At 37.3% G+C, this 23,089-nt stretch carries 28 protein-coding genes and 1 pseudogene; 17 read left to right on the plus strand and 12 right to left on the minus strand.

The window, feature by feature from the left end; genetic code table 11:
- The first annotated feature begins 5 nt into the window (after positions 1-5).
- Positions 6-1,421 (plus strand): hypothetical protein, encoded by a 1,416-nt coding sequence (locus tag IQ247_RS04330; protein ID WP_193917423.1) that lies wholly within the window; start codon positions 6-8, stop codon positions 1,419-1,421.
- Positions 1,422-1,467: 46 nt separating this feature from the next.
- Here the strand turns inward: IQ247_RS04330 and IQ247_RS04335 are convergent, their stop codons facing one another.
- Entirely contained in the window at positions 1,468-1,671 is a 204-nt protein-coding gene (locus tag IQ247_RS04335) for a SadB/YajI family lipoprotein (protein WP_193917425.1), read from the minus strand.
- Between the two features lie 631 nt (positions 1,672-2,302).
- Between IQ247_RS04335 and IQ247_RS32325 the strand changes: the two genes are divergently transcribed.
- The 5 genes from IQ247_RS32325 to IQ247_RS04360 all read left to right on the plus strand — a co-directional run bounded on the left by IQ247_RS32325 (position 2,303) and on the right by IQ247_RS04360 (position 6,323).
- A complete protein-coding gene (locus IQ247_RS32325) occupies positions 2,303-3,103 on the plus strand; it encodes a hypothetical protein (RefSeq protein WP_228059461.1) in 801 nt (266 codons plus the stop codon).
- Between the two features lie 55 nt (positions 3,104-3,158).
- A complete protein-coding gene (locus IQ247_RS04345; protein ID WP_193917427.1) occupies positions 3,159-3,773 on the plus strand; it encodes a fasciclin domain-containing protein in 615 nt (204 codons plus the stop codon).
- Positions 3,774-3,817: 44 nt separating this feature from the next.
- Positions 3,818-4,072 carry a hypothetical protein gene (locus tag IQ247_RS04350; RefSeq protein ID WP_193917428.1) on the plus strand — a complete coding sequence of 85 codons (255 nt, stop codon included), beginning with the start codon at positions 3,818-3,820 and terminating at the stop codon, positions 4,070-4,072.
- Complete coding sequence (locus IQ247_RS33320) at positions 4,039-5,265, plus strand: MGH1-like glycoside hydrolase domain-containing protein (RefSeq protein WP_322745413.1); 1,227 nt, start codon at positions 4,039-4,041, stop codon at positions 5,263-5,265. The genes IQ247_RS04350 and IQ247_RS33320 overlap by 34 nt, the downstream gene beginning before the upstream one ends.
- Positions 5,266-5,639: 374 nt before the next feature.
- Positions 5,640-6,323: a response regulator transcription factor gene (locus IQ247_RS04360; RefSeq protein WP_193917430.1), complete on the plus strand. Its 684-nt coding sequence runs from the start codon at positions 5,640-5,642 to the stop codon at positions 6,321-6,323.
- A gap of 37 nt (positions 6,324-6,360) precedes the next feature.
- Here the strand turns inward: IQ247_RS04360 and IQ247_RS04365 are convergent, their stop codons facing one another.
- Both IQ247_RS04365 and IQ247_RS04370 read right to left on the minus strand, forming a co-directional pair.
- On the minus strand, positions 6,361-6,966 hold the full coding sequence (locus IQ247_RS04365; protein WP_193917432.1) for a hypothetical protein: 606 nt from the start codon (positions 6,964-6,966) through the stop codon (positions 6,361-6,363).
- A gap of 39 nt (positions 6,967-7,005) precedes the next feature.
- Positions 7,006-7,143, minus strand: a pseudogene (locus tag IQ247_RS04370) (transposase family protein); the annotation flags it as partial.
- A 156-nt stretch (positions 7,144-7,299) separates the two neighbouring features.
- On the opposite strand from IQ247_RS04370, the gene IQ247_RS04375 reads away from it, so the two are divergent.
- The 5 genes from IQ247_RS04375 to IQ247_RS04395 all read left to right on the plus strand — a co-directional run bounded on the left by IQ247_RS04375 (position 7,300) and on the right by IQ247_RS04395 (position 13,200).
- Positions 7,300-7,512 (plus strand): MmgE/PrpD family protein, encoded by a 213-nt coding sequence (locus IQ247_RS04375; RefSeq protein ID WP_193917433.1) that lies wholly within the window; start codon positions 7,300-7,302, stop codon positions 7,510-7,512.
- A gap of 49 nt (positions 7,513-7,561) precedes the next feature.
- A complete protein-coding gene (locus tag IQ247_RS04380; protein WP_228059462.1) occupies positions 7,562-9,043 on the plus strand; it encodes an ATP-binding protein in 1,482 nt (493 codons plus the stop codon).
- Positions 9,044-9,585: 542 nt separating this feature from the next.
- Complete coding sequence (locus IQ247_RS04385) at positions 9,586-10,476, plus strand: YihY/virulence factor BrkB family protein (protein ID WP_193917435.1); 891 nt, start codon at positions 9,586-9,588, stop codon at positions 10,474-10,476.
- 708 nt (positions 10,477-11,184) lie between these two features.
- On the plus strand, positions 11,185-12,519 hold the full coding sequence (locus tag IQ247_RS04390) for an APC family permease (RefSeq protein ID WP_228059463.1): 1,335 nt from the start codon (positions 11,185-11,187) through the stop codon (positions 12,517-12,519).
- A 33-nt stretch (positions 12,520-12,552) separates the two neighbouring features.
- Positions 12,553-13,200: a methyltransferase domain-containing protein gene (locus IQ247_RS04395; protein WP_193917437.1), complete on the plus strand. Its 648-nt coding sequence runs from the start codon at positions 12,553-12,555 to the stop codon at positions 13,198-13,200.
- A gap of 298 nt (positions 13,201-13,498) precedes the next feature.
- Here IQ247_RS04395 and IQ247_RS04400 read toward each other — a convergent pair whose 3' ends face one another.
- Together IQ247_RS04400 and IQ247_RS04405 are read right to left on the minus strand one after the other, a co-directional pair.
- Complete coding sequence (locus IQ247_RS04400; protein WP_193917439.1) at positions 13,499-14,221, minus strand: HAD family hydrolase; 723 nt, start codon at positions 14,219-14,221, stop codon at positions 13,499-13,501.
- A complete protein-coding gene (locus IQ247_RS04405) occupies positions 14,218-15,114 on the minus strand; it encodes a class I SAM-dependent methyltransferase (RefSeq protein WP_193917441.1) in 897 nt (298 codons plus the stop codon). Before IQ247_RS04405 ends, IQ247_RS04400 begins: the two co-directional genes overlap by 4 nt.
- Positions 15,115-15,196: 82 nt before the next feature.
- Between IQ247_RS04405 and IQ247_RS04410 the strand changes: the two genes are divergently transcribed.
- Positions 15,197-15,379 carry a hypothetical protein gene (locus IQ247_RS04410; RefSeq protein ID WP_228059464.1) on the plus strand — a complete coding sequence of 61 codons (183 nt, stop codon included), beginning with the start codon at positions 15,197-15,199 and terminating at the stop codon, positions 15,377-15,379.
- A gap of 146 nt (positions 15,380-15,525) precedes the next feature.
- Here IQ247_RS04410 and IQ247_RS04415 read toward each other — a convergent pair whose 3' ends face one another.
- Both IQ247_RS04415 and IQ247_RS04420 read right to left on the minus strand, forming a co-directional pair.
- Entirely contained in the window at positions 15,526-15,786 is a 261-nt protein-coding gene (locus IQ247_RS04415; protein ID WP_193917444.1) for an FHA domain-containing protein, read from the minus strand.
- 24 nt (positions 15,787-15,810) lie between these two features.
- Positions 15,811-16,206, minus strand: coding sequence for an FHA domain-containing protein (locus IQ247_RS04420; protein WP_193917581.1), 396 nt, complete (start codon positions 16,204-16,206; stop codon positions 15,811-15,813).
- Positions 16,207-16,764: 558 nt separating this feature from the next.
- Between IQ247_RS04420 and IQ247_RS04425 the strand changes: the two genes are divergently transcribed.
- Both IQ247_RS04425 and IQ247_RS04430 read left to right on the plus strand, forming a co-directional pair.
- The gene (locus IQ247_RS04425; RefSeq protein WP_375341213.1) at positions 16,765-17,094 is read left to right on the plus strand and encodes an AAA-like domain-containing protein; all 330 of its coding nucleotides are present in this window, start codon (positions 16,765-16,767) and stop codon (positions 17,092-17,094) included.
- 136 nt (positions 17,095-17,230) lie between these two features.
- Positions 17,231-17,491: a hypothetical protein gene (locus IQ247_RS04430; RefSeq protein WP_193917448.1), complete on the plus strand. Its 261-nt coding sequence runs from the start codon at positions 17,231-17,233 to the stop codon at positions 17,489-17,491.
- Between the two features lie 143 nt (positions 17,492-17,634).
- Here the strand turns inward: IQ247_RS04430 and IQ247_RS04435 are convergent, their stop codons facing one another.
- The 5 genes from IQ247_RS04435 to IQ247_RS04455 all read right to left on the minus strand — a co-directional run bounded on the left by IQ247_RS04435 (position 17,635) and on the right by IQ247_RS04455 (position 20,508).
- The gene (locus IQ247_RS04435; RefSeq protein WP_193917450.1) at positions 17,635-18,135 is read right to left on the minus strand and encodes a PIN domain-containing protein; all 501 of its coding nucleotides are present in this window, start codon (positions 18,133-18,135) and stop codon (positions 17,635-17,637) included.
- Entirely contained in the window at positions 18,128-18,382 is a 255-nt protein-coding gene (locus IQ247_RS04440) for a UPF0175 family protein (RefSeq protein WP_193917452.1), read from the minus strand. Before IQ247_RS04440 ends, IQ247_RS04435 begins: the two co-directional genes overlap by 8 nt.
- 805 nt (positions 18,383-19,187) lie before the next feature.
- Positions 19,188-19,637: a hypothetical protein gene (locus tag IQ247_RS04445; protein WP_193917454.1), complete on the minus strand. Its 450-nt coding sequence runs from the start codon at positions 19,635-19,637 to the stop codon at positions 19,188-19,190.
- Between the two features lie 203 nt (positions 19,638-19,840).
- Entirely contained in the window at positions 19,841-20,182 is a 342-nt protein-coding gene (locus IQ247_RS04450; protein WP_193917455.1) for a DUF5615 family PIN-like protein, read from the minus strand.
- Positions 20,182-20,508, minus strand: coding sequence for a DUF433 domain-containing protein (locus tag IQ247_RS04455; RefSeq protein ID WP_193917457.1), 327 nt, complete (start codon positions 20,506-20,508; stop codon positions 20,182-20,184). Before IQ247_RS04455 ends, IQ247_RS04450 begins: the two co-directional genes overlap by 1 nt.
- Before the next feature lie 153 nt (positions 20,509-20,661).
- On the opposite strand from IQ247_RS04455, the gene IQ247_RS32330 reads away from it, so the two are divergent.
- The 3 genes from IQ247_RS32330 (at position 20,662) to IQ247_RS33525 (ending at position 23,051) form a co-directional block, all read left to right on the plus strand.
- Positions 20,662-21,234, plus strand: coding sequence for a hypothetical protein (locus IQ247_RS32330; protein ID WP_228059465.1), 573 nt, complete (start codon positions 20,662-20,664; stop codon positions 21,232-21,234).
- A 224-nt stretch (positions 21,235-21,458) separates the two neighbouring features.
- Complete coding sequence (locus IQ247_RS04465; protein WP_193917459.1) at positions 21,459-22,796, plus strand: WD40 repeat domain-containing protein; 1,338 nt, start codon at positions 21,459-21,461, stop codon at positions 22,794-22,796.
- Between the two features lie 18 nt (positions 22,797-22,814).
- On the plus strand, positions 22,815-23,051 hold the full coding sequence (locus IQ247_RS33525) for a WD40 repeat domain-containing protein (protein WP_193917583.1): 237 nt from the start codon (positions 22,815-22,817) through the stop codon (positions 23,049-23,051).
- Positions 23,052-23,089: the final 38 nt, after the last annotated feature.

The following is a 23,089-nucleotide window of genomic DNA, read 5'->3' on the forward strand; positions in this document are numbered from 1 at the left end:
TAATCATGACATCAAAAAAAAATATCAGAAAATATCCTGTTGTTCGTAACCGCTGGTTTGAAAAATTGATTGCCATCTTAGCAGTAATAAACTTATGTCTAGTTTTCTTTGATTTAACTTATATACATTACCGTGATTTCTATCTTCAAGTATTACCTCATCTCACTCAAATTTATGACCCAATTAAGGGGATTGAACCCCACCCAGAAACGCAAAATTACCTTGATAAAGTTAGAGAATTAGAAGAACAAATTTCACAAACTGGTTTACAATCACCGCAAGCAGAAAGTTTACTCGATGAACTACAATTATTCAGTAATCAAATAATTCAAGACAATCCGTTTGATGTAGCCAATAAAAGCGGTACTTTAGCAAAAATTAAAAATAAAATCCGCTTGCGTACAAATCAACAATCTGGGAGAGATGCCTTTAATGTTTTTTGGAGTCCAACTTATTTGTCTGAGATGGGTTGGCAATCAGAAATCAATTTTTTTAATTCTCAAGTTAGACCTTTAATTAATAGTAACTACTACCGCGATATCGATAGATTTGGCAAATTTATTAATCGCTTTTGGCTGATTGATTTACCTTTTGTAATTATTTTTGCCCTAGAATTTTTAGCACGTACTTATTATATCGGTCGTCGCAATCCTTCGTTAAACTGGTTAGAAGCGATGCTAAGACGGTGGTATGATTTATTTTTATTACTTCCCCAATGGCGTTGGTTACGAGTCATTCCAGTCACGATTCGTCTTTATCAAAGCAATTTAATTAATCTTGAGCCTTTGCGATCGCAACTTAATCATGATTTTGCAGTAAGTTTTGCTGAGGAAATCACTGAAATGGTAGGTATTCAAATGATTGATCAAATGCAAGATGCGATTCGTCAAGGTGATTTAGCACAGTGGTTATTTCATCCTGAAACTCGTAAACCCTATGTGCAAGTTAATCAAATAAACGAGGTAAAAGCTATAGCGACTCGCTTAGTTAACGTTAGTATTTATGATGTTTTACCTCAAATCCAGCCTGGGATAGAAGCCTTGATGCATCATGGTATCGTAAAAACTCTCAACGAATCTCCGATTTACCAACAAATACAAAACATACCCGGTTTAAATAACTTACCTAATCAATTAATAGAAAACTTGGCTCGCGACTTATCTCAATCTGCTTCTAACAACCTAATTAAATCAATGTCAGATCCAGTTGCAGCAAACCTTACTTCTAATATAATTAGCAGCTTTCGTGATATTTTAGAGATTGAGTTACAAAAAAAGCATAACGTTGAAGAATTTCAATCTTTACTTATCGATATGTTAGAAGAAATCAAAATTAATTATGTTAAAAATATTAGTTATTCTGGAGTTGGAAAAACCTTAGAAGAAGCTAACCAGATTCGTCAAATTCTTTCTGTAGACTAAGAAGTCGGATTTCTTTGAGCAACCCGACTTCTGCGATCTGTTAAAATTATTTTCGAGGATTAGCAATTTTTTCGGTTGATTTTGCTAATCTTTCGAGTGCCTCTGTTTGTTTTTCAATTTGCTGGGTTTGCTTTTCAAGTTCTTTCAATTGCTGTGTCTGGGAAAGTGCATCGCTAGTCTGAGGAGTAAAGAACTCACAACCGGATAGTATGACACAAATTAACATTGCAAAAATTAGCAGGTAACGCATTGTATCTTTCCTCAAAAATTATTCTATATACTTGAGATTGTATTAATATTCTGAACTAACTCAAAAGAGTTGAGTTCACATTCAGCTTCACCTATAATTAGTTTTTTTTACATCTGTCTGAGGTTTGAATAATATTGCTTTGGTTGAAATAATTTTTATTTAAATAAACTAAATAAAATTTTAATTTGTATTGAATTACAACATAGACACTTAGTTTAAGTTGTGAAAATCCAAGAATAGAACTTTAAGAATAAAATTTTATCTCATTTTATTTTGCACAATATAACTTTTAGCATAGTACTTAAGTTAGATTTTTGTTTTGCGAATATATTCTATTTGTAAGAGGTTTTTTAAAAATCAAAAGACTATATTTATATTAGATTAGCTAAAACAAATAAAAGCTGATATTTTGTCATGGAATTTTGGTTCAAAACACTGGTAACAAATTACTGTCACTTTTTATTCACATTTATTGTTCAATATAAAAAAAGCAGTTAATCAGCAGTTTTGTAGAATCATTTTCCTTGTTACTTGATTGAGCTAGAAGGTATATCAAAGATTATTTATAAATATCTTCAACAAAAGTTTTGCTGATTTTCTGTTTTTCACTTACCATTCACAATAATTAGTCATGAAAACTTCTCATCTCAAAAACATTATTTCTGTCTTAGGTATCACAACTGGTATTCTTAGTTTTGGCAATCTTCAAGCAAATGCCTCTGAGATACAAAATATCCCCAAAGATACCTCGGCAGTGCAAACTAAAACTATGACACCAGTGCCTATTTCAGGTACTAAAATCAGTCAGAATGCTAATGACTTGCAAGCACAAACACCATACCCCACCCAAACACCAAATCAATTACCTCAACAAACACCATACCCCACCCAAACACCAAATCAATTACCTCAACAAACACCATACCCCACCCAAACACCAAATCAATTACCTCAACAAACACCTGAACCATTCCCAGAACAAATCGAGACACCAGCACCAACTCTCTCACCTGGTAGACAAACCCGTGGTGGTTCTAGCTACATTGGGGTTGGTGGCAATATTGGATTAGGTGGGAATACCACATTGAGCGAAGGTTCTTTTGCTGTGAACAGTAAAATTGGTTTGACCAATAACTTTTCTGTACGACCCAGTGCTTTAATAGGTGATGATGCACTTTTTCTGATTCCTTTAACTCTTGATTTTCCTGTGGAATCCGTCACAGATACAGGAGTTCAACAAATAAATGTTGCTCCATATATTGGTGCAGGAGCTGCAATTTCTACTGGTCAAGATAGTACCGTTGGTTTTCTGATCAGTGGTGGTGTGGATGTTCCTCTCTCACCTCAATTTACCGCGAATGCCGGTGTCAACATTGGTTTTATCGATGATACAGAAGTCGGACTAATGTTAGGTATTGGTTACAACTTTTAAATAAGCTTTATGCTGCTTATTTGGTTGAAACAGAAATTTAGCTGAGGATGAAAAGATGAAAATTAAAAAATTTGCCAGCTTTGCTACAGGTATTTTACTACTACCAGTTTTTGCAGCCTGTGCGCCAAACAATACTGCTCAAGACACTACAATAACTCCACCTGCTGGAACAGATGTAAATACACCTGATCTGGCAACTACTCCCACAACTCCTCCTGTAACCCCTGGTGCAACTGTGGATGACGACATTGCGGACATTGTAGAAGATAATCCTTCGTTAAAGACACTGGCAAATTTGATTGATGAAGCAGATTTAGAAGACACCTTAGATGATGATGGACCTTACACCTTATTTGCACCCTCAGACCAAGCCTTTGCAGCTATTCCCGAGGCAACTCGACAGCGACTGCTTCAACCAGAAAACCGCGACGCTCTCAGACAGGTTTTGACTTATCATGTGGTTCCAGGTAACTTAAGAGCAAATCAAATTCAGTCGGGAGAGGTGCAGACTCTTGCTAATAATCCAGTCAATGTACAGGTTGATCAAGCTAGTAAGCAAGTTCGAGTTAATGAAGCCACCGTTACTCAGCCAGATATTCAAGCTAGTAACGGAGTTATTCATATAATTGACCAAGTTATCTTGCCACCCAACTTGAATATTGCAAATTAAGTGTGTTTTAGCTTAACTGTGATGTGATCTAAGGAAGTAAAAACATGACGGCAGAAGAAAAAAGGCTGGAAGAAAACCGCAATCGTCAAGCATATTGGCATAGATGGGGATCTTACTTGAGCGATCGCCAATGGGGAACGGTGCGAGAAGATTATAGTTCGGATGGTAGTGCTTGGGATTATTTTCCTCACGAACACGCTCGCTCTCGTGCTTATCGTTGGGGAGAAGATGGGATTGCTGGCATTTCCGATAATCATCAACGGTTGTGTTTTGCGATCGCGGTGATACAGATTTTTTAGAGCGGGTATTTCAAAAATTATTGCTCAATTTTACATGGTGGGTTAACCGTAAAGATAATGATGGAAATAATGTCTTTCAAGGAGGATTTTTAGGTTTAGATAACATCGGTATTTTTGACCGCAGTTCCGAATTACCTACAGGTGGTTATTTAGAGCAATCTGATGGTACAAGCTGGATGGGAATGTATTGCTTGAATATGTTAGTAATTGCTCTAGAACTTGCTAAGACTAATTCTGTTTACGAAGATATTGCGAGCAAATTTTTTGAACATTTTCTGTATATTGCCGATGCCATGAATCACATTGGTGAAACCAATATTCACTTATGGGATGATACTGACAAATTTTTCTATGATGTACTGCATTCCCCTCACAATGAACGCCATCATCTCAAAGTTCGTTCCATGGTAGGTTTAGTTCCTTTATTTGCAGTAGAAACTTTGGAAGCAAATATTTTACAAGCTTTTCCTGGTTTTAGAAAACGCTTTGAATGGTTTATTAAAAACCGTCCTCATTTGCAAGAAAATATTGCTTCTTTAGAAACTACAGGAAGTGGATCTAGAAGATTACTCGCCATTGTTAGCCCGGAAAAACTCAAATTAATTCTGCAAAAAATGCTAGATGAAACTGAGTTTTTAAGTCCTTGTGGTATCCGTTCTGTTTCCAGATTTCATGCTGAACATCCCTACATTTTTGAAGTTGATGGACAACAGCATTCTGTTAATTATGAACCCGCAGAATCCACTAGTGGGATGTTTGGTGGAAATTCTAATTGGCGTGGTCCAATTTGGTTCCCGATGAATTATTTAATTATTGAATCTTTGGAAAAATTCCATCAATATTTGGGAGATGATTTTAAAGTTGAATATCCTACTGGTTCTGGTGAATTTATTACCTTAAAAGCAGTAGCAACCGAATTATCTCACAGATTGATGAGTATCTTTTTGCGTTCAGAAGCTGGATATCGTCCTGTTCACGGTGGTAATTCTTTGTTTCAAAGTAATCCCCACTGGCGTGATTTGATTTTGTTTTATGAGTATTTTAACGGCGATAATGGTGCTGGATTGGGAGCTAATCATCAAACAGGTTGGACTGGGTTAGTAGCGAGTTTAATCTATTCCTGTGGAAGTATGTACCGTTCTTGTCAAGTTCTTCCACAACCAGATAAAAGTGATGCTGCTATTGTTTCTTAGGCATTGGTGAATAAAAATATGAGGTGATGATTTCATATTGTTTAAGACGTAGCAATGCTACGTCTCTACACAGTTTTCGCAATCATCAAATTATTTTGTATTTTTACTTATTAATAAGTTATAAAAAATACAATCTTTATAATTTTATGTATAATTAGGTATTAAAAAATAATCCATTTTCTTACCAAATTTGATGTCTAGATTTACAATTTTTATAAATTAAAAACTACCTATTGGTAGAAAAATCATATTTCTTTTGTGTGAACAATCCCAACATCTAAATACGACTAGTGAAAGAAGATAAGTTAGTTTGAACTCTTTATTATAAGCAAGGAGGCTGACAATTCTAATTGTGTCGGTTACAAACAAACTGTATGCGAATATTACTAGTAGAAGACGATCCGGAACAATTAGAACCATTACAAGGTGTGCTATCGGAAGCTGGATATATTGTCGATGGAGTTGATGACGGAGAGGTTGCCCAATGGTTATTATCTAAAAAAGAGTATGACTTATTAATTTTAGACTGGATGTTACCGACAATCAGCGGTTTAAGTCTTTGTCATCAATATAGACTTATTGGTAAATCTGCACCAGTGCTAATGCTAAGTGCAAAGGATACTACACAAGATAAAGTCGCCGGTTTAGATGCAGGAGCAGATGACTATCTTGTCAAACCTGCGGATTTAGTGGAACTTTTAGCGCGGGTACGTGCTTTAGGAAGACGTTCTCCTCAATGGATTGGAGATGTTTTGACTGTTGCAGATTTACAACTACATCTAAATAATTTAACTGTTGAACGCAATGGGGTAAGTGTGGAATTATCTCCACGGGAAACTCAATTGTTAGAGTATTTCATGCGTCATCGCAATCAGGTATTAACTCGCGAACAAATTGAAGAAGCGCTATGGGAGTGGGGTACAGAACCCGAAAGTAATGCATTAACTGTACTGGTACGCAAATTGCGAAATCGCTTACAGTTAGTTGGTGTAGCGGATTGGATTAAAACTGTTTACGGTATGGGTTATAGTTTTAAAGCACCAGATAATTTAAAATAAATAATTTAAAATAAATAATTTAAAATTCTCAAATATTTTAATTTTTGATTCGATAGCTGACTAACATTCTGACATTTTCACGAGACAATCCGAGTTCTTGAATCATCATCGCTTTTACAGAGTTTAATTCTGTAACTGGCAACTCGAATTCTAGCTCTTGAAGTGCGGAGTTAGCAGTATTAACTGTAATTTTTGTCAAACCGCGCTTTTTTTCGATTTCAGCTAAAATTCCTAATACTTTAACTTGAGGATTCACTTGGATTTGTGTATTAGGTTGCAGTGTTTCTATTTTACTAGATAGTCCTAATTCCTGAGCAATTATGGCGTTTACCTTGGTTAATTCTGTAGCTGGAACTTTGAATGTTAACTTTTTAAGTATAGAGTTTGTCGTGTAAAGTTCAACTGTGGTAAACTCCTGTTCTCGATCTATTTCAGCTTCCGTAATTAACACATTAGCTGCAAAATTAACCATGACTGTGTATGTATCAGCTTGAAGTTTATCTACTGTAGTGTAGGAACGACTTAATATTAGATTTGTTAAAGATTCACCACCAAATCCAAAAGCGATTAGCAGCAGGGGTAATGGTAATAAATATTCTAACTTGGAAGAGTGGAGTTTTTGCAATAATTGAGAAAAGGACATAGGGCTAGCAACTCTAAGAGGGTGTTTATTAAATAAATCTTAAGCAGTGGAAAAACGATTTTTTCGGACTAAGCGACTTAACATTAGATGGGTCATAGCAGCATATATGATTGTTTCGCTAGTTTTAGGAAGATATTCGTAATCCTTACTTAAACGACGATAACGACCCAGCCAGCCAGCCAGCCAGCCAGCCATGCAAATGTACGCTCCACCACCCGTTCATACATTAAATCAGCAACGCCAGTTAAACCGTGACAAGGATAAAACACAGCGTAATTTTCCAGTATTATAATCAATTAAGATTTGAATTGTTCTTGAGATAAGACATAAGGTATGGATAGTAAAGAATTCTTAGATTGGGCGAACAAACTTACAGAAAATGCACAAGCAGGAGTAAGAGAAGAAATTGCCGAACACAAACAACATGGTTTAGATATTTTTTATATGGAAGGGGAAATTCCTATCATGGAAAAATCTGATGGTACTAAATATGAATATAAAATGGTAAATGACCAACCAGTCATTATCCGCAAAATTAAATCTTAACTCATCACTTTATTGAGATATTTTTAAATATAAAAATGCATAAATAGTGATGATTTTAAAACCTATTTTAATAATTATTGCTGGTTCTAATGGTTCTGGTAAAAGTACTTTGACAAGAAGAACTTTTAATAAGTCTAACTTACCAGTAATAGACCCAGACGCGATTGCAAGAGAAATAAATCCTTATTCACCAGAAAGTGTTTCCATAGATTTATTTAATAAACACCCTCTAAATACAAACATACTAAATTTCATGTTTCATCGTAGCCGCAGCAATTTAGCTTTATGGTTTACCCTGACAATGGGAAGCATTTTGGTTGTTTTTGCCGGGGTACTTTATTATCAAGCAGTTTTAAACCAGCTACACAATCAAGATCGTTTACTTCACAAAAAATCTCGAATCATCACGGTAAACGCAAGGTACAATCAGAGTGAAAAACAATTAGACTTAGAAAATGTACCGCTTATCGGCAGTAAAGTTCCACCTTTGGGTAGCGAAGTCGTATATGCACGTTGGTATGATACCACAGGAGAACTGGTGCAGTTTTTCGGTACAATTCCACAGACGCAGTGGAAGATAATCCCTGGTTTTCATACTATCAAGACTAGGTTTTATTCTTCAAAAGAAGAGTCCAATGTTACTTGGCTCCGTCAGTTAACGCTGCCCGTATACCAAGATAATTTACTAATCGGTTATCTGCAAGTTGCAATGCCCCTAGCATCTGTACAAACGAATCTGACTCAGTTAAGATTAGTTTTAATTTTCACTGTACCAGTAACTTTGGCAGTTATCGGTCTTGCTGGTTGGTGTTTGGGGGGAATCGCAATGCAACCAATTCAAAATAACTACCACCAGCTACAACGCTTCACATCTAATGCTTCCCATGAATTGCGATCGCCTTTATCAGCGATTATTAGCAATTCCCAGTATGGCTTACTATCTAAATCTAAAGACATTGAGGTACAGCGTCAGCGCTTCGAGAAGATTTTCAATGTTGCTAAATCAATGAATATTCTGGTGAGTAATCTACTGCTTTTAGCCCGTCATGCAGATCGATTATCTCCGCAATTGTTGCAAGAAGTTGACTTAAAAACTCAGTTATTACAAATAGCAGATGAATACGCAACACAACAAGCTGCAAAACATCTTAATCTAACTTATACTTTGCCAAGTGCAAAGGTGTCTGTGTTGGGTGATGCTGATTTATTGCGTCAAGCAGTAGTAAATTTACTTGAAAATGCCTGTAAATATACTGCCCCCGGTGGTCAAGTTCAAATGCTGTTGTTCACTCAGTCAAATTGGGCTGTAATTGAAGTTACAGATAATGGTATTGGTATTCCTGAAACTGATTTACCCCATATTTTTGAGCGATTTTATCGAGTGGATAAAAAACGAACTTCCAAAACTGGTGGATATGGCTTAGGATTATCGATTGTTCAACAAGTCGTTTCTGCACATGGTGGTTATGTTAACGTCAAAAGTATAGTCGATAAAGGATCAACTTTTCAAATTGTTTTACCTCTCAAATAGCCGCAGCGTCTCCGCAAGGACATACTTCTAGCTCACTAGACACGGTAGCGTCATAGCGCTTTCCTTCTAGCTCAGGGGACACGGTAGCGTCATAGCGCTTTCCTTTTAGCTCCCTATTAGCGAGCGGGACGTATGCCCCTTCGGGGCAGGCTACGCCAACGCACTACAAATTTTGATTTTTTTAGTCCTATTCATAGGACTTGTGCTTAAAGCAATTTTTAACGTATTAGAACTAATGAAACTTACCAGTAGCCTCAAGTCACTTTCTGTTCACATTTTTTGGTAATAGTAAAAAAAGCTCTAAATCAAACCTGCTATCAAACCTTAACCAAAATATTTTTAGAATGTGGATAGTAAACTTTTTACTCACTTGGTTACTTTCGGCTATATCACTATTAGTGACAGCCTATTTTGTACCAGGTTTTGAATTTGACAAGAGCAGTTTTACAAATATAACTAGCCTGGCAGCCAAATAGTGATTATTTTTAATATTATAAACCTCCTTACCAAGTTGAAAGTGGTAACGAGAATTAGTTATTAATATGATGAGTTTAAGAAGAATTTGGAGAGTTTTAAAAGAAACATTTGCGGAGTGGCAATTTAACGAAGTATCTCTATTAGCATCATCTTTGGCTTATTACACAGTATTTTCTCTCGCACCTTTGATGGTAATTGTCATCACCATTCTGGGTGCAATTTATGGTGAAGCAACAGCCAAACAACAGACTATTGAGCAATTGCAAGAAATCGTTGGTCAACAAGGAGCGCAATTGCTTGCTACTGCAATTACCAATATGAGAGAAGATACCCGTGGAGGTGTATTTAGACTGATTTTCAATTTTGGTTTTTTTGCTTTTGGAGCATCAGGAGTTTTTGCACAAATTCAATACGCACTGGATAAAATTTGGGAAGTAAAACCAGAACCTAAACGGCAGATTTTTCACTTTATTCGTAAACGCATTCTGAGTTTTGCAATGGTGCTAGTCATGGCTTTTTTACTATTTGTTTCCTATATAATCAGCAACACTTTAGTAGTAATAGTTAATTATTTAAGTGGTTTATTACCAGGTTTAAGTTATCTATGGCAATTTCTCAGCTTTCTGCTCTCTTTTGGTATTCTCACCCTACTATTTGCCGCAATTTACACAATTTTACCAGATGCTCAAGTTGCATGGCGCTCTACTCTTGTGGGTGCAGCAATTACTTCAATTTTATTTATGATTGGACAGTTTTTATTCGGGTTATTTCTCAGTCAAATTGATATTGGTTCTGCTTACGGTGTTGCAGGTTCTTTCATCATTATCATTACATGGATTTATTATGCGGCTCACATTTTATTTTTAGGCGCAGAATTTACAAAGGTTTATGCGAAAATGCAGGGTTCTCCGATTGTGCCGGAAGATTACGCTGTCCGTGTAGAGCGTAAAAAGTGAAACTTCTAACTGTTTCAAATCACAATTAATTATCAGGATAAATAATCGTCTCTGTTCGTCACTTTCTTGTCACATTTGATTGAGATACTAAAATAGCGGAGACTTGACGAGAACTTCAGCTAGTTTTATTTGTGCTTTTTCGTCAGGTTTTGGGATTGCTTGACTTATGATATAAGTCTTGATAAATCTTTTTAAGCATAATTTTTTCTTTGATGCTATGAATATCTAAAAGTAGTACTTAAGATAGATTTATTTGTAGAATCAATAATTTTATCTTTAAATTAAATTTAAAATCTAAAACTTTAGATAGATTTTTTTTTGAAACATATAGTTTTATTCTTGTTGTGATTACAAATTACAAAGAATAAAATTGAAATTAAGTATTTAATTGTTAATTTTATTTGGATGTAATTTTCTTTCAGTAAACTAAACTTAAGGATGAAAATTTTGTAATTATGATAATCCTTGTTTTTGCTTTAAATGAAGATTTTAATAGCGTCAACCTACAGCATTAACAAGCAATTTAAGCTGAGGATAATCGGTTTATTTAATTCAATTAACTCATAATTTAGTGAATAATTGAAAATCAGATTCAAAAATTATGATGATTGCTAAGAGCATCAATTTAATTGACCTTCTAAAAATAAAATATTGTCTTTTATCTTTAGAATAAGATGATTACGATAACAGTTGTATAGGAGAAACCTCTTGAAATTAGCTGCGCGTCCGATAGTAGAGCTTAAACCTACTTTGTCCCTGGTGGATACGATTGCGATAATTGTGGGAGTAGTAGTTGGTGCTAGTATTTTTCAAACTCCGTCAGTAGTAGCTGCAAACGCTGGTAATGTAGGATTTGCCCTGCTTACTTGGGGATTTGGTGGAGTGATTTCTTTAATTGGTGCATTGTGCTATGCCGAACTCGCAACCACTTATCCTCATCCTGGTGGCACTTATTACTATCTTAGACGAGCATTGGGTAGTTCAATTGGATTTTTGTTCGCATGGACTCGTATGAGCGTGATTCAAACTGGCTCGATTGCGCTCTTAGCCTTTGTGTTTGGAGATTATGCTTCGCAACTATGGCAATTGGGAATTTATTCTCCTTCGATTTATGCTACGATCGCAATTGTACTGTTAACTGGATTAAATCTGCTTGGTGTTCGGCAAGGTAAGCAGACGCAAAATTTGCTGGCAATTGCTCAAGTTCTAGGATTAATAGTTGTTTGTGCCATTGGGTTACTAGGAGTTTCATCTCAAGGAACATCAGCTTTACCGCTGGATCAAGCAACTAATACCACTTCAAGTAATCTAGGTTTGATGATGGTATTTGTATTGCTCAGTTACGGTGGTTGGAACGAAGCAGCATATATTTCAGCAGAAGTTCGCGATGGTAAGCGAAACATTGTCAGAGCGTTAGTTTGGAGTATTGGTATTATCACGGCGCTGTATTTGCTCGTCAACTTAGCATTGATTCGGGGGCTAGGATTAACCCAAATGGCTGCATCTCAAGCAGTCATCGCAGATTTGATGCGGTTAAACATGGGAGAAGCGGGGGCTGCATTGACCAGCGTTTTGGTTGCGATCGCCACAGTTTGCTCTTTAAATGCCACTATTTTAACAGGAGCGCGGACAAATTATGCCCTAGGTCGTGATTTTTCAGCTTTTTCTTTTCTAGGGCGCGGTCGCGAACATACCCCAACAAATGCTTTGATAGTACAAGGTGCCATTGCTCTTTTACTTGTAATGGTGGGAACTTTTGCTCGTCGAGGCTTTGAAACCATGGTGGATTATACGGCTCCAGCATTCTGGTTTTTCTTTCTATTGAGTGGTATCTCATTATTTGTGTTGCGAAGACGCGAGCCAAATATTAATCGTTCATTCAAAGTACCATTTTATCCTTTGACTCCCCTAGCATTTTGTGCAATTTGCTTGTATATGCTGCAAGCGAGTTTAGCCTACACCGGGTGGGGTGGTTTACTGGGTGTTGTTGTGTTGCTACTAGGATTACCTTTGCTGTGGTGGACGCAAAAAGTTTCAAATTGACAAAAGAAAGACCTTGATTTTTAGGATATTACTATGATTTTTCTCAAACGCACTATTGCATTATTCACCATTGGTGTTGGTTTAGTAAGCGCTGGATGTAGTCCAACTACCAACGCTACAGCTCAAAGTGAATCTATTCAAGCCCAAGCACCTACAACTTCTACCCCCACACCTTCAGCACCTTTACGCTCTCCTGACGTGGTGTATGTACCTACCCCAAATGAGGTAGTTGATCGGATGTTAACAATGGCTAATGTTGGTAAAGATGATGTTCTGTATGATTTGGGTAGTGGAGATGGACGCATCCCCATTACAGCAGTGCAAAAACGCGATGCTCGTCGCGCTGTAGGTATCGAAATTAATCCGGAGCGGATTGAAGAAGCGAATAAAAATGCTCAACAAGCCGGAGTGACTGACAGAGTTACCTTTCTCAATCAAGATTTATTTGAAAGTAATTTTAGCGATGCTACAGTGATGACGCTATATCTACTACCTTCGTTAAATGTTAAACTCAGACCACAGTTATTTGACCAATTAAAACCTGGAACGCGCATTGTTTCTCACGATTTTGACATGGGTGAATGGAAACCTGAGCGTGTAGAAAAAGTTGAAGTTAATGGTCGTACCCATACGGTTTATCTATGGACAATCCCAGAAAATCCACCTGCTAATTTAAGATAATAAAGTAATCGGCGTTGCTGAAAAAAGTATGTTAGCGGAGCGTGAGTGCAAGGTAATATCAAATTTTATCGATAACCGAAACCTGTGTAGAGACGTTACAGTGTAACGTCTCAAAATCTAAATTCATACCCGGATTCTGTAACGCCGAGTAATGGGTAATGAGTAATGGAAAATTACTACTCCAAGACCTGAAGAGAGTAAAATATCATTAGACATCTCCGAAAAAGAATGTAGAGACGCAAGGGTTCGCGTCTCTACAAGGTTTCTGGATGACGCATAATTAATTTCCACCAGATGCCTATTCATCAGTAGTTGATATTACTGGTGTAGGAGAATAAATTTCTTGTATGCGTTCGAGTTCCAATTCAGTTAAATAATCTACAGTCCAATTAGCTTGACGCTGAAGCATATGAAATGGGTAGGTATTCGCAACCCCCACGACTTTCATATCTGCTGCTTTCGCTGCTTGAACACCGAAGAGTGTATCTTCAACCGCTAAACACTCGTTTGCTTGCAGATTTAGTTCGGGATATTCTTGCTTCAAACGTTCCAGTGCAAGTAAATAACCATCGGGCTTTGGTTTACTAGTAGTAAGATCATCCCCTGCAACTATAATTTTAAAGTATTCTGCTAACTCAGCGCGATCAAGGACTAATTCAATTTCCTGACGAATTGTACCGCTAACTATCGCTAACTTTAAGTTACTCGAACGTATTTTAAATATGAAATCATCTAAACCGGAATATAAAGGTAATTTTTCCAGCCTTTCTATTTGCTCAACGTAATTTTGAGCTTTCTTTTGGAGTAACTTAGTCAAATACTTATCATCAACGACTCGTCCACGACTTGCTAATAAATTTCGCAAACAAACGCGATCGCTACGTCCCAAACATATCTGTTGATACTCACCTGGCTTCAGTACCAAGTTTTCTTCCAGCAAAATTTCTTCGATCAACTGTTGATGAATTGACTCCGAGTTGATGATAACGCCATTAAAATTAAATATAACTGCCTTGATCATGCTGGGGAAGGGAAAAGTTGGTTATTATCCAAGGTGTTGTCTGGGGAAGTTGGTACATACCGCTTAACATTGCTGTAAGTAGATGCATCTTCTACCGAAATCGGCTTGATACCGCTAGTTAACTGACTAGTAAACCATACATCTTCTGTTCGCACTGCTGCAAATCCCGCTGCACCCATAATTGCATCAGTACTACTATTAGCATATTCATCGATATAAGGTTCTTCAAAAATATTATTCAGCCATTCTAACTGACGTAAAGTTTTTTGATTACCATCTAAAATCAAAACTTGTCCCCCTGCTACCAACAACCGAAAACATTCATGTAAAATTGCTTGAGTAGCAGTGCTTGGCGTTTCATGGAACAATAAAGAAGCTGTAACTAAATCAAATGTTTCATCGGGAAAAGAAGTATTCTCAGCATTTCCTTGTTGCCACTCGATGTTTAAATTAGCACTTTGCGACTTGTGGAAACCTCGGAGTAACATATAGGGTGACAAATCCAATCCAATTACTTGTGCATCCCCAAAAGCTTGCTTCAACATGAGAGTTGTTGAACCCGTACCACAACCCAAATCCAGAATACGTCGCGGTTTGACTTTTACCCGATCAATTAAAGCTTGACGAATCCAAGTTTCATTTGGTGGTAAAGCATATTGAGTAACCGCATCGTAAGTTACCGCAGCCCCAGGATTCAAGTATCCGCGCTCTATTCCATGAAAATTTTGAGAACTGTAGTATTGAGGAATTGTCACATCATTTCTTCGGAAGCGATCGCTCTCTTTCTCCCAATCCACACTTTCGGAATAACGTCGTAATTCTTCTTCATCAATTAACAAACGAACCACAGGGGATAAAAAACGCTCCCACAGCGTATCTTGTTTAATTGCCATCGATATAAGGACTTAATTAAGTATTTTATTCATAAATTTTAATATATATTTGCCAATTCTATCTTCTTATGGTTGCCAGGGAATGATTCGTGACAAGTTAAGCACACAACTTTTGAGGGGTAGAGGTAGTGCGATCATCTTGGTAGCTGGTGGCTTCGAGCGAGCGGGATGTATAGATGAACTTTCTTCTGGTGGTGTTTTTTCCGCCTTTTGTGGGAGGTATAGATACTGGGGGGCAGCTTTGGTAGCTTTAATCAACAAATAGCCACACCATCAAGCCAAAACAGTCAAATTGAACAACTTACTTTTAGGGTATCCTCAATTTGGCAGCGTCGTCCCCGCAAACGCAACATATCAAGAACAATTGGCGTTTGTGCGATCGGGTTCTTGCGTACTTAGCGTGCTAAACCTTTAGAGTAAGCGTAACAAATTACCGTTAACCTTTGTACCATTAGTACTTATGTCCTTAATAGTTAACTGACCATTAACAAAATAAATAAGGGCATGAAAACTAGAAATTTCTCTACTTTTGAAAACCACTTTAGATAAAGATTGGTCTTCATAAGTATCGGGTATACGTGCAAGTTCTCGACCTATGCCTAAAGGAATAGTAAAAGAATGGTTTTGTAGTTCTTGATTACCGGGGTCTTCCCAAGTTAGTGTTATTTCCATAATTGTGACTATACAGTAAATATATTAGTTGTCGTCAGATAAAAAAGTTGTTTCCACCCCTTGCAAAGAAAATCCACAATGGGGACAAAAATCTCCTATATAGTCGTAACGGATTTGATGACCATTTAGACATCTAAGCCAATATGATTGTTTGGATTTAATAGTTTCAAGCTGTCTAATTTTTAGAGCAATTTTACCTAATTGAATTATCGTTCCTGAAGAAATATTTGCCTGTTGATAAATGATTGTTTTTCCATCGACAATTACTGGATTTGGTTGAGGTCTATCAGATGTTAGATTTTTTATAATAAAGCAATTTTTCTGGTAATAGTAAAATATTACTACGTGCAAGCGAGACACACTCTTCTCATTTATCGGTAAGATAATATCGCATTGATTTTCATCCCTGCCAATGAAAATCTTCCCTTTTTCTCTGGTATTACTTTCTGAAGAAAATGTTTGCGATCGCTGATGACCCTCCTCAAACCATTACAAAATAATTTTGTACATAAATATATTTTTATAGGAGGATTACAAACACATTTAAGCAATATTTATCGAGAAAATCTAGTGCTTATGGAGTTTATTCTAATATAACTTTTTCACTAATTACTAAAATATTCAAACCAAAAGAAGGAAGATGTGCTGGGTTAGATGCAAATGACGAAAATCAACCACTTATTAAAACTTGGCAATTAGAAAAAGGCACATTCGCTCCACGAGATTTAAGCGAGATAGGAAATGGTTATGATTTGATAATTTACACTGACCAATTGAAGGGACGAAGTGTGGGGGAGCGAGAGAGCGAGGAATTGGGAGAGCTTGGGAAAATTGGATCGAGAAAAGCAGATAATGCAGTTGAGAAATATTCCTTACTTCTAAACTCCCTTACTCTTCCGATCCTCCACTCTCCCGCTCCTCGTATTATGTCGTTTACAACGTCTACAACGTTGGTATGATAATTATTTCACGTTGTTGTTGCCAAATATCGAGCAGAATATTGTGATTTTCCTCGATGAAATTGATAGTATTCTCCGTATCCGAGATTTTGCAACGGATGATTTTTTTGCATTGATTAGAAGTTGCTATCAAAAACGTTCCTTTCGAGATGAATATAAACGTCTAAATTTTGCTTTGTTTGGAGTTGCCACACCTGGCGATTTAATTCAAGATGAGGAAAGAACCCCATTTAATATTGGCACAGCGATTCAACTTGATGGTTTTAAATTAGATGAAATTGCACCTTGTTTGAGGTTCTTGAGTTGCAAAGACGACTGCGAGAACGAGGTCTTTATAACGGCCCATTAAATGGTGTTTTAAATGCTGAAACAAAGAAAGCACTTTTCAATGGTCAATTACTATATGGTGTTGGTGAAAGTAAGGTTCGAGCAGGAAGTCGATAGTGATTCGCTTGGAATATCATCGCCTTTGTTGAGTTTGTGGGATGGCGATCGCGTTTGGTTGTGTTGGGAGTGTGCGATATGCCTTTGGCATAAAGCTCCGCTTATCGTGTTTTGGTGGGTTTTGGCAAGTGTGCGATATGCCTTTGGCATTAAGCTCCGCTTATCGCGTTTTGGTTGTGTTGGGAGTGTGCGATATGCCTTTGGCATTAAGCTCCGCTTATCGCGTTTTAGTTTTGGGGGGTATGCGATCGCATAATGATATCAAAGCCGGATTTTATGCCATTTGCTTGTTGCTCGGTTAAAGTTTTAGTTGCCGATGATATAAATTGCTGTTTCATCTAAACTATTTAATGATGAATAAATAACGCAGTTATCAATACAAAAAATCCCAAGCTTAAATTAAAGTAAAAAATGAAACTCACAGTTTTTGTTGATGGTTCACCATCTAGTTTCTTTCTCCAGCTTCTTTAATGGCAAAATCAATCACAGTTTGACTTAAACGAATATTGCGATCGAGCATTTTTTGGATAGCTGTTTTAATAGACAAAGGATAACCTTCACGTTTAGCACGTAATAAAATTCCAATTGAACCTGTTACTGAAAGACCACTTAATCTAGCTATTCTTCGCCCCACAGCTTCATCAATACAAACAGTTGAAATATTTTTATTTAGCGCTAGTTGAATAACTGATGCTTCTCCCAAATCTAAAGAGTTAAATAGAAGAGGAGAAATAGTTAAAGGAGAACTTTGCTTTTGTAGCCATGATGCTGATTGAAATTCAGCTATGGCAAAGCCTGTAGTGCCACCAATTAGTATTTCTTGATATACTTCAAAAGGAACAAGAATATCTGTATAAAGAGACTCTAAAATCTTTAAATCACCTATCGCAGCGACAAGGGCAATTAAGGGAGAAGTATTAATAATAATTTGATTGGTACTAGGCATTTTCTAGGTCTGATAATAATTCCTCTTCACTAAGGTCAATTAAGGGAACCCCATACTCACTTAGTTTAAGGATAAAGGTGACTCGATCTACTCCTAATAATGTGGCAGCCATCCCAGAGGAAAGACGCTTCATTTCATAGAGTTTAACAGCCATTGCCCATTTTGATTCTTGTTCAAATTGTTCTCTGGTTTTGCCAACAGCATCAGGTAATGTTTCGGGGTAGTTGATCGTTAGTTGTAAGGACATAGTTGTTCTTTCTCCTATTTAGAATACTTTAATTAAATAATAGGTAATATATATGATAGCCGATCGCACTTTACCATAACATAATGATTTTATGCGTTAGCGTAGCTGAACTAAGTTATAGCTTGGGCGACGTAAGTCGTTCGCATTACGACGGATGCTGAGTATGTGTTTGTTTGAGATGGGATTAGGAGGTGCGTAGCTTGTTCGACGCAAGTCGTTCGCGCATAGTTATTAATTCCTTTACCAAGTCATGACTGACTTTGGTTAACTGACGTAGGGCTGACACGCTCCATTTTTGGACGTTGACACGAACTAAACGCTGTAACCGCCTCGGCAGCTTTGAAAACCAATTGTAAATTTTTATTGCGCTATACGCTATGTAGCGGGATGCTCCGAAGTCATCGGATGCTAGCCAATTGTCAAATACTTTTTTACCTTTTGGGCAATGAGCAATGCAGTCTTGATAAATCGAGTTTAATGCTTGCCCGTTTTCCAGTAAGCCGTCGAAGGTTTGGCGGACGAAGCCAATAAATTGGTTGAGCGTGGTTTTAGCTTGGCTTTGCAGTTCGGGGTTCTCGAATTGAGAATAATCAAAGTTTGTGGCGAATACAAATCTTCCTCACTCATGGCGATCGCTTGTTTAGAGTTAATAAATTTCTTGATAGATACCCCATTTTTTTTACCTTCCTAGTGGGAGCGTCTCGCTCCCTTTCCTGATGATAAATAAAGATATAAATCGTAGGCAAGATAGGATAAAGGGATAAATCGCGGGCATCTTGCCCGCACTACACCTATGTCTCTATTTTTACGCTTTTTGGCTCAAGTTACCCAAATTTATATCCCCCTCAATTTGTACATCCTTCAACATCTGCTGATTAACATCAGTGCTACCCGATGCTGCTTCCTGAATTAAATCTTTAGCCGTTAAACTTTTACCTTTAATCCCTACCGCCATAACTTGTACTACCTTTGATGGTATCTGCGGTAAAACTTCTGCTGCTAGAGCATCAACCACTTCAGCAATCTCTGCGTCTTGTTTAGTTGCTGATTCCATTTTTGCAGTCAGTGCTTCGATACCAAACTCCTCTGGCTGCTGTTCCACTAATTCCGGTTGGTAGGTGACTCGCTCAATAGCGCTGGCTGTTTCTGGTGCTTTTTTCCACAGTGCTTGTTTGAGTTTTCCTATCTGTTCGATCGCCTTACCTCCTAGTTTTGGCAACTTTTCACCCATCTTTTCCCCGACTTTTTCAATCATTTTGGTGAGGAGGACCGAACGTCTACTTCTCCAGCGTGTTGGTGGACGCTATCGCTTTATCCATAGGTTACTACAAGAACATTTCGCCGCAATGCCTTTAGAAAAATGAATAAAGATGGAAAAATGACTTTTAGCTTTAATCCTGAGTCTGACGGTAAATTACCACTGAAGAGGAAACGAACAAGCTAGATAAAAAATCTTTTTTATCTGACAGGACGTACTACACTAATTAATGTACCCACTAAAGGTTCTGACGTTACAATTGCTATATTAATTCGTTCTGCTAACCCATTTCTATCTGCATCATCTGTACAAATAATAATACCAGCATGATTATAAGTGGAACGATGCAAACGCTTAAAATCCCTACGATTGAGTGTTAAAACAACACGCTCATTACTACTTGCAAATGTGAGAACTTCATCGTCTGGTATTTTCAAATTAGCCTTTCCAGCTTCCTGGACGGTAAGAACATCATGACCCAAATTTCGTAAATGCTCCACGACTTCATAGGGAAACTGTTCATCTGCATACAAACGAGCCATTATTCTTCTTCATTCTCCCTAATCGCTGTTACTATTTCTTCTGGATATGCTGTTGCATAAACCCAAGCATTTGCTAAGTCTGTTGCTGATAAAGTTGGATAGTCTTTTAAAAGTTGGGCTTCGCTGATACCTAAATTACGAGCATTAGCTAATACCCAAATAGGAATACGAGTTCCACTAATGCAAGCATCCCCACCACATACCCCAGGAGTTTTCTCTATTCCACGCCAAGAATTTCCTAAACTTTGAGCTAACATTTGAATTGCCTGTGTTTTTTCATCGGGTGTTAAAGCGAGTAATTCGGCTTCCAACTTTTGCAGTGTCATGGCATTATTTTATTAATAACCGAATAAAGACTATATTTAAATATTTTAACCCATGTCCAATATGATAAAAAGCAAACAAAATTGAAGAATACGAGTGGAGATAAGTAAATTCACTGTTGTATCGTCTAAAATAAAACGAAAACTTGCGATCGCATGGCAAACCCCAGTAACCCCAACGACATAATCCAACGCATCCTCAACGGGACTCAAACCGATGATGATGTGGAAGCTTTGCGTCAGTGGTTAAATCATGGGGGTATTCAAAGTATCCAAAATCTGCAAGTAGGTAAGTACAACGTCAATATCGGACAGGGAAAAAATGTTAATATTGGGGATAAAACCTACCAAGGACTTGATGCAGAAGCAATTCGAGAAGTTGCTCGTGCTGTAGTTCAGGGTTCTAATGCTACGGATATTCGAGAAATTGTTCGATCTATCCTCAAAGAAGAGTATCCCGATCGACCTCAACTAGATCACCCTTCAAATTCAGATGATTCTAAGACCAAAAATTTGCAAAGTATTTTAAGCAACGTCCAAACTGCTGGAAACATATCGATTGGAAGTATTACTCAAATTTACAACACTGGAGAAATTGCCCAGCCAAATTTGACATCAGAAAATCCAACCATAACTTTCCGTAAAACGGCAATAAATCGAGTTGATGAGTTGGTGCAACAAGTGCGTATCCGCATCCACAACACCATTCAAAGTTTACACGGGACGTAAAAGGGGTTCAATTATTTCTCACTCCTTATCCGTCAAACTACTTGAATAGCCCATTCTCTCTTAATTCACTCAAGTTGTGGAAGGTGCGAAGCACCTTCCACAACTTGCGGTAAAGGGCGATACGCGAAGCGTCGTCCTTCGGACTATCGCATTACTAAATGTGTATTTGATAATCACCATTTTGAATTATTATACCGGAGATTCGTATTTGGCAACAGGGATTGATGGTTGCGTTGCAGCAATGGGTGGAGAGTGGTAAGCATGAGGGTGCTTTGTTGCGGAGTGCGACTTTGGCTGTGGCTGAGGATTGGTTGCAGCAACGGGGTGGCGAGGTGAGTAAACCGCAGCGATGGTTTATTGAGAAGGGTGTGGAGTTGCGGGAGCGGGAGAGGAAGCAGAAACAGAGGTTGCGGAGGAGTGTTGTTGGTGGGTTGGTTTGTGGTTTATTCTTGTCTTCGAGCTTGGCTGGATTTGCAGGTTTGCAATGGCAAGAAGCAAGAACTCTAGCTATAAAGTCTCAAAATTCCGAACTAGTTTCAGGTAGTTATTTTGCAGAAAAACTTTTCGCATCAAACAATGAACTTGAAGCATTGCTAGAAATTGTCAAAACAGCTAAGAAACTTAAGTTCTCAGCAGGAATTTCAAAAGATACAATTCAACGAGTTGTAGAAACATTAACGAAAGTAGTTGGCCGTGTAAGAGAGCGTAACCGCTTACAGACTGATGCAAGTTATGCCTTTGAATTCTCTAACGCTTTTCAAGAAGAAATTAACACTCAAGAAAAAGATAACATAGTTATTATCAATAATAATTATGACTCTATAATTTCTTTTAGCCCTGATGGTAAAACTATAGCCGCAGTTAACAATGGAAGAAAAATTAAACTTTGGGGTACAGATGGGAGATATTTAGAGACAATAGAAACTCATACTAGTATAGTTACAGATATTCATTTTACTCCCGATAGCAAGACATTAGTATCTGCTAGTAATGATGGGATAATTCAATTTTGGAAAAAAGTTGATAAAGGAATGCATTTATCAAAGACCATAAAAATTGATGCCGGTGATACGGGTACTGAAAAAAGACTTACTTTTAGTCCTAATGGGGAAAATATTGTTTCTTACGATAATTCCATAATTAAGCTTTGGAATCTAAATGGCAAACTAATACAAACTTGCAATAGACAACAACTAACAGATAAAATTAGTAATTGGAGGCAAGCTATTGCATATGATACTACTAAAGAACTGCAAAAAAATATATATATATGGAGTATTCCTAGTCAAACAAAGTCTATTTTCCCTCGCTTATATAATGCAGAAAAAGAAGCTCACTATATTATCCATTGGAACACTAAACCTGATAATCTTGTTAGTTTCAGTGCCAATTCCAAGCAAATTGCTGTCGGAAATGACGACGCGACAATTACTTTAAGGAATCTAGACGGCACTAACTTCAGAATATTGAAAGGTCATCTTGGAAAGCTTCAAAGCGTTATATTTAGTCCCGATAGTAAAATAATTTCATCTGCTGATGATGAAGGTAAAATAAAAATTTAGAGCTATCAAGGTGAGGAAATTGCAACATTCACAGGTCATACAAAATCAATTACAGATATCTCCTTTAGTCCTGATGGTAAGATTTTAGCTTCTGCTGGTAATGATGGAACTATCCAACTTTGGAACAATCAGGGTAATCAAATATTAACATTCAAAAGTCATAGTGCTTCAATTTCAAGTATCAATTTCAGCCCAGATAGTAAGACTTTAGCTTCTGCTAGCGATAGGGTTTGTGGGAGAAATGGGATTTTCTAAACGGGTAGATTTTGTTAGATGAGGCGATGTCTACGACG

The sequence above is a fragment of the Plectonema cf. radiosum LEGE 06105 genome (assembly GCF_015207665.1).
Lineage (GTDB): Bacteria > Cyanobacteriota > Cyanobacteriia > Cyanobacteriales > Nostocaceae > Rivularia > Rivularia radiosa_A.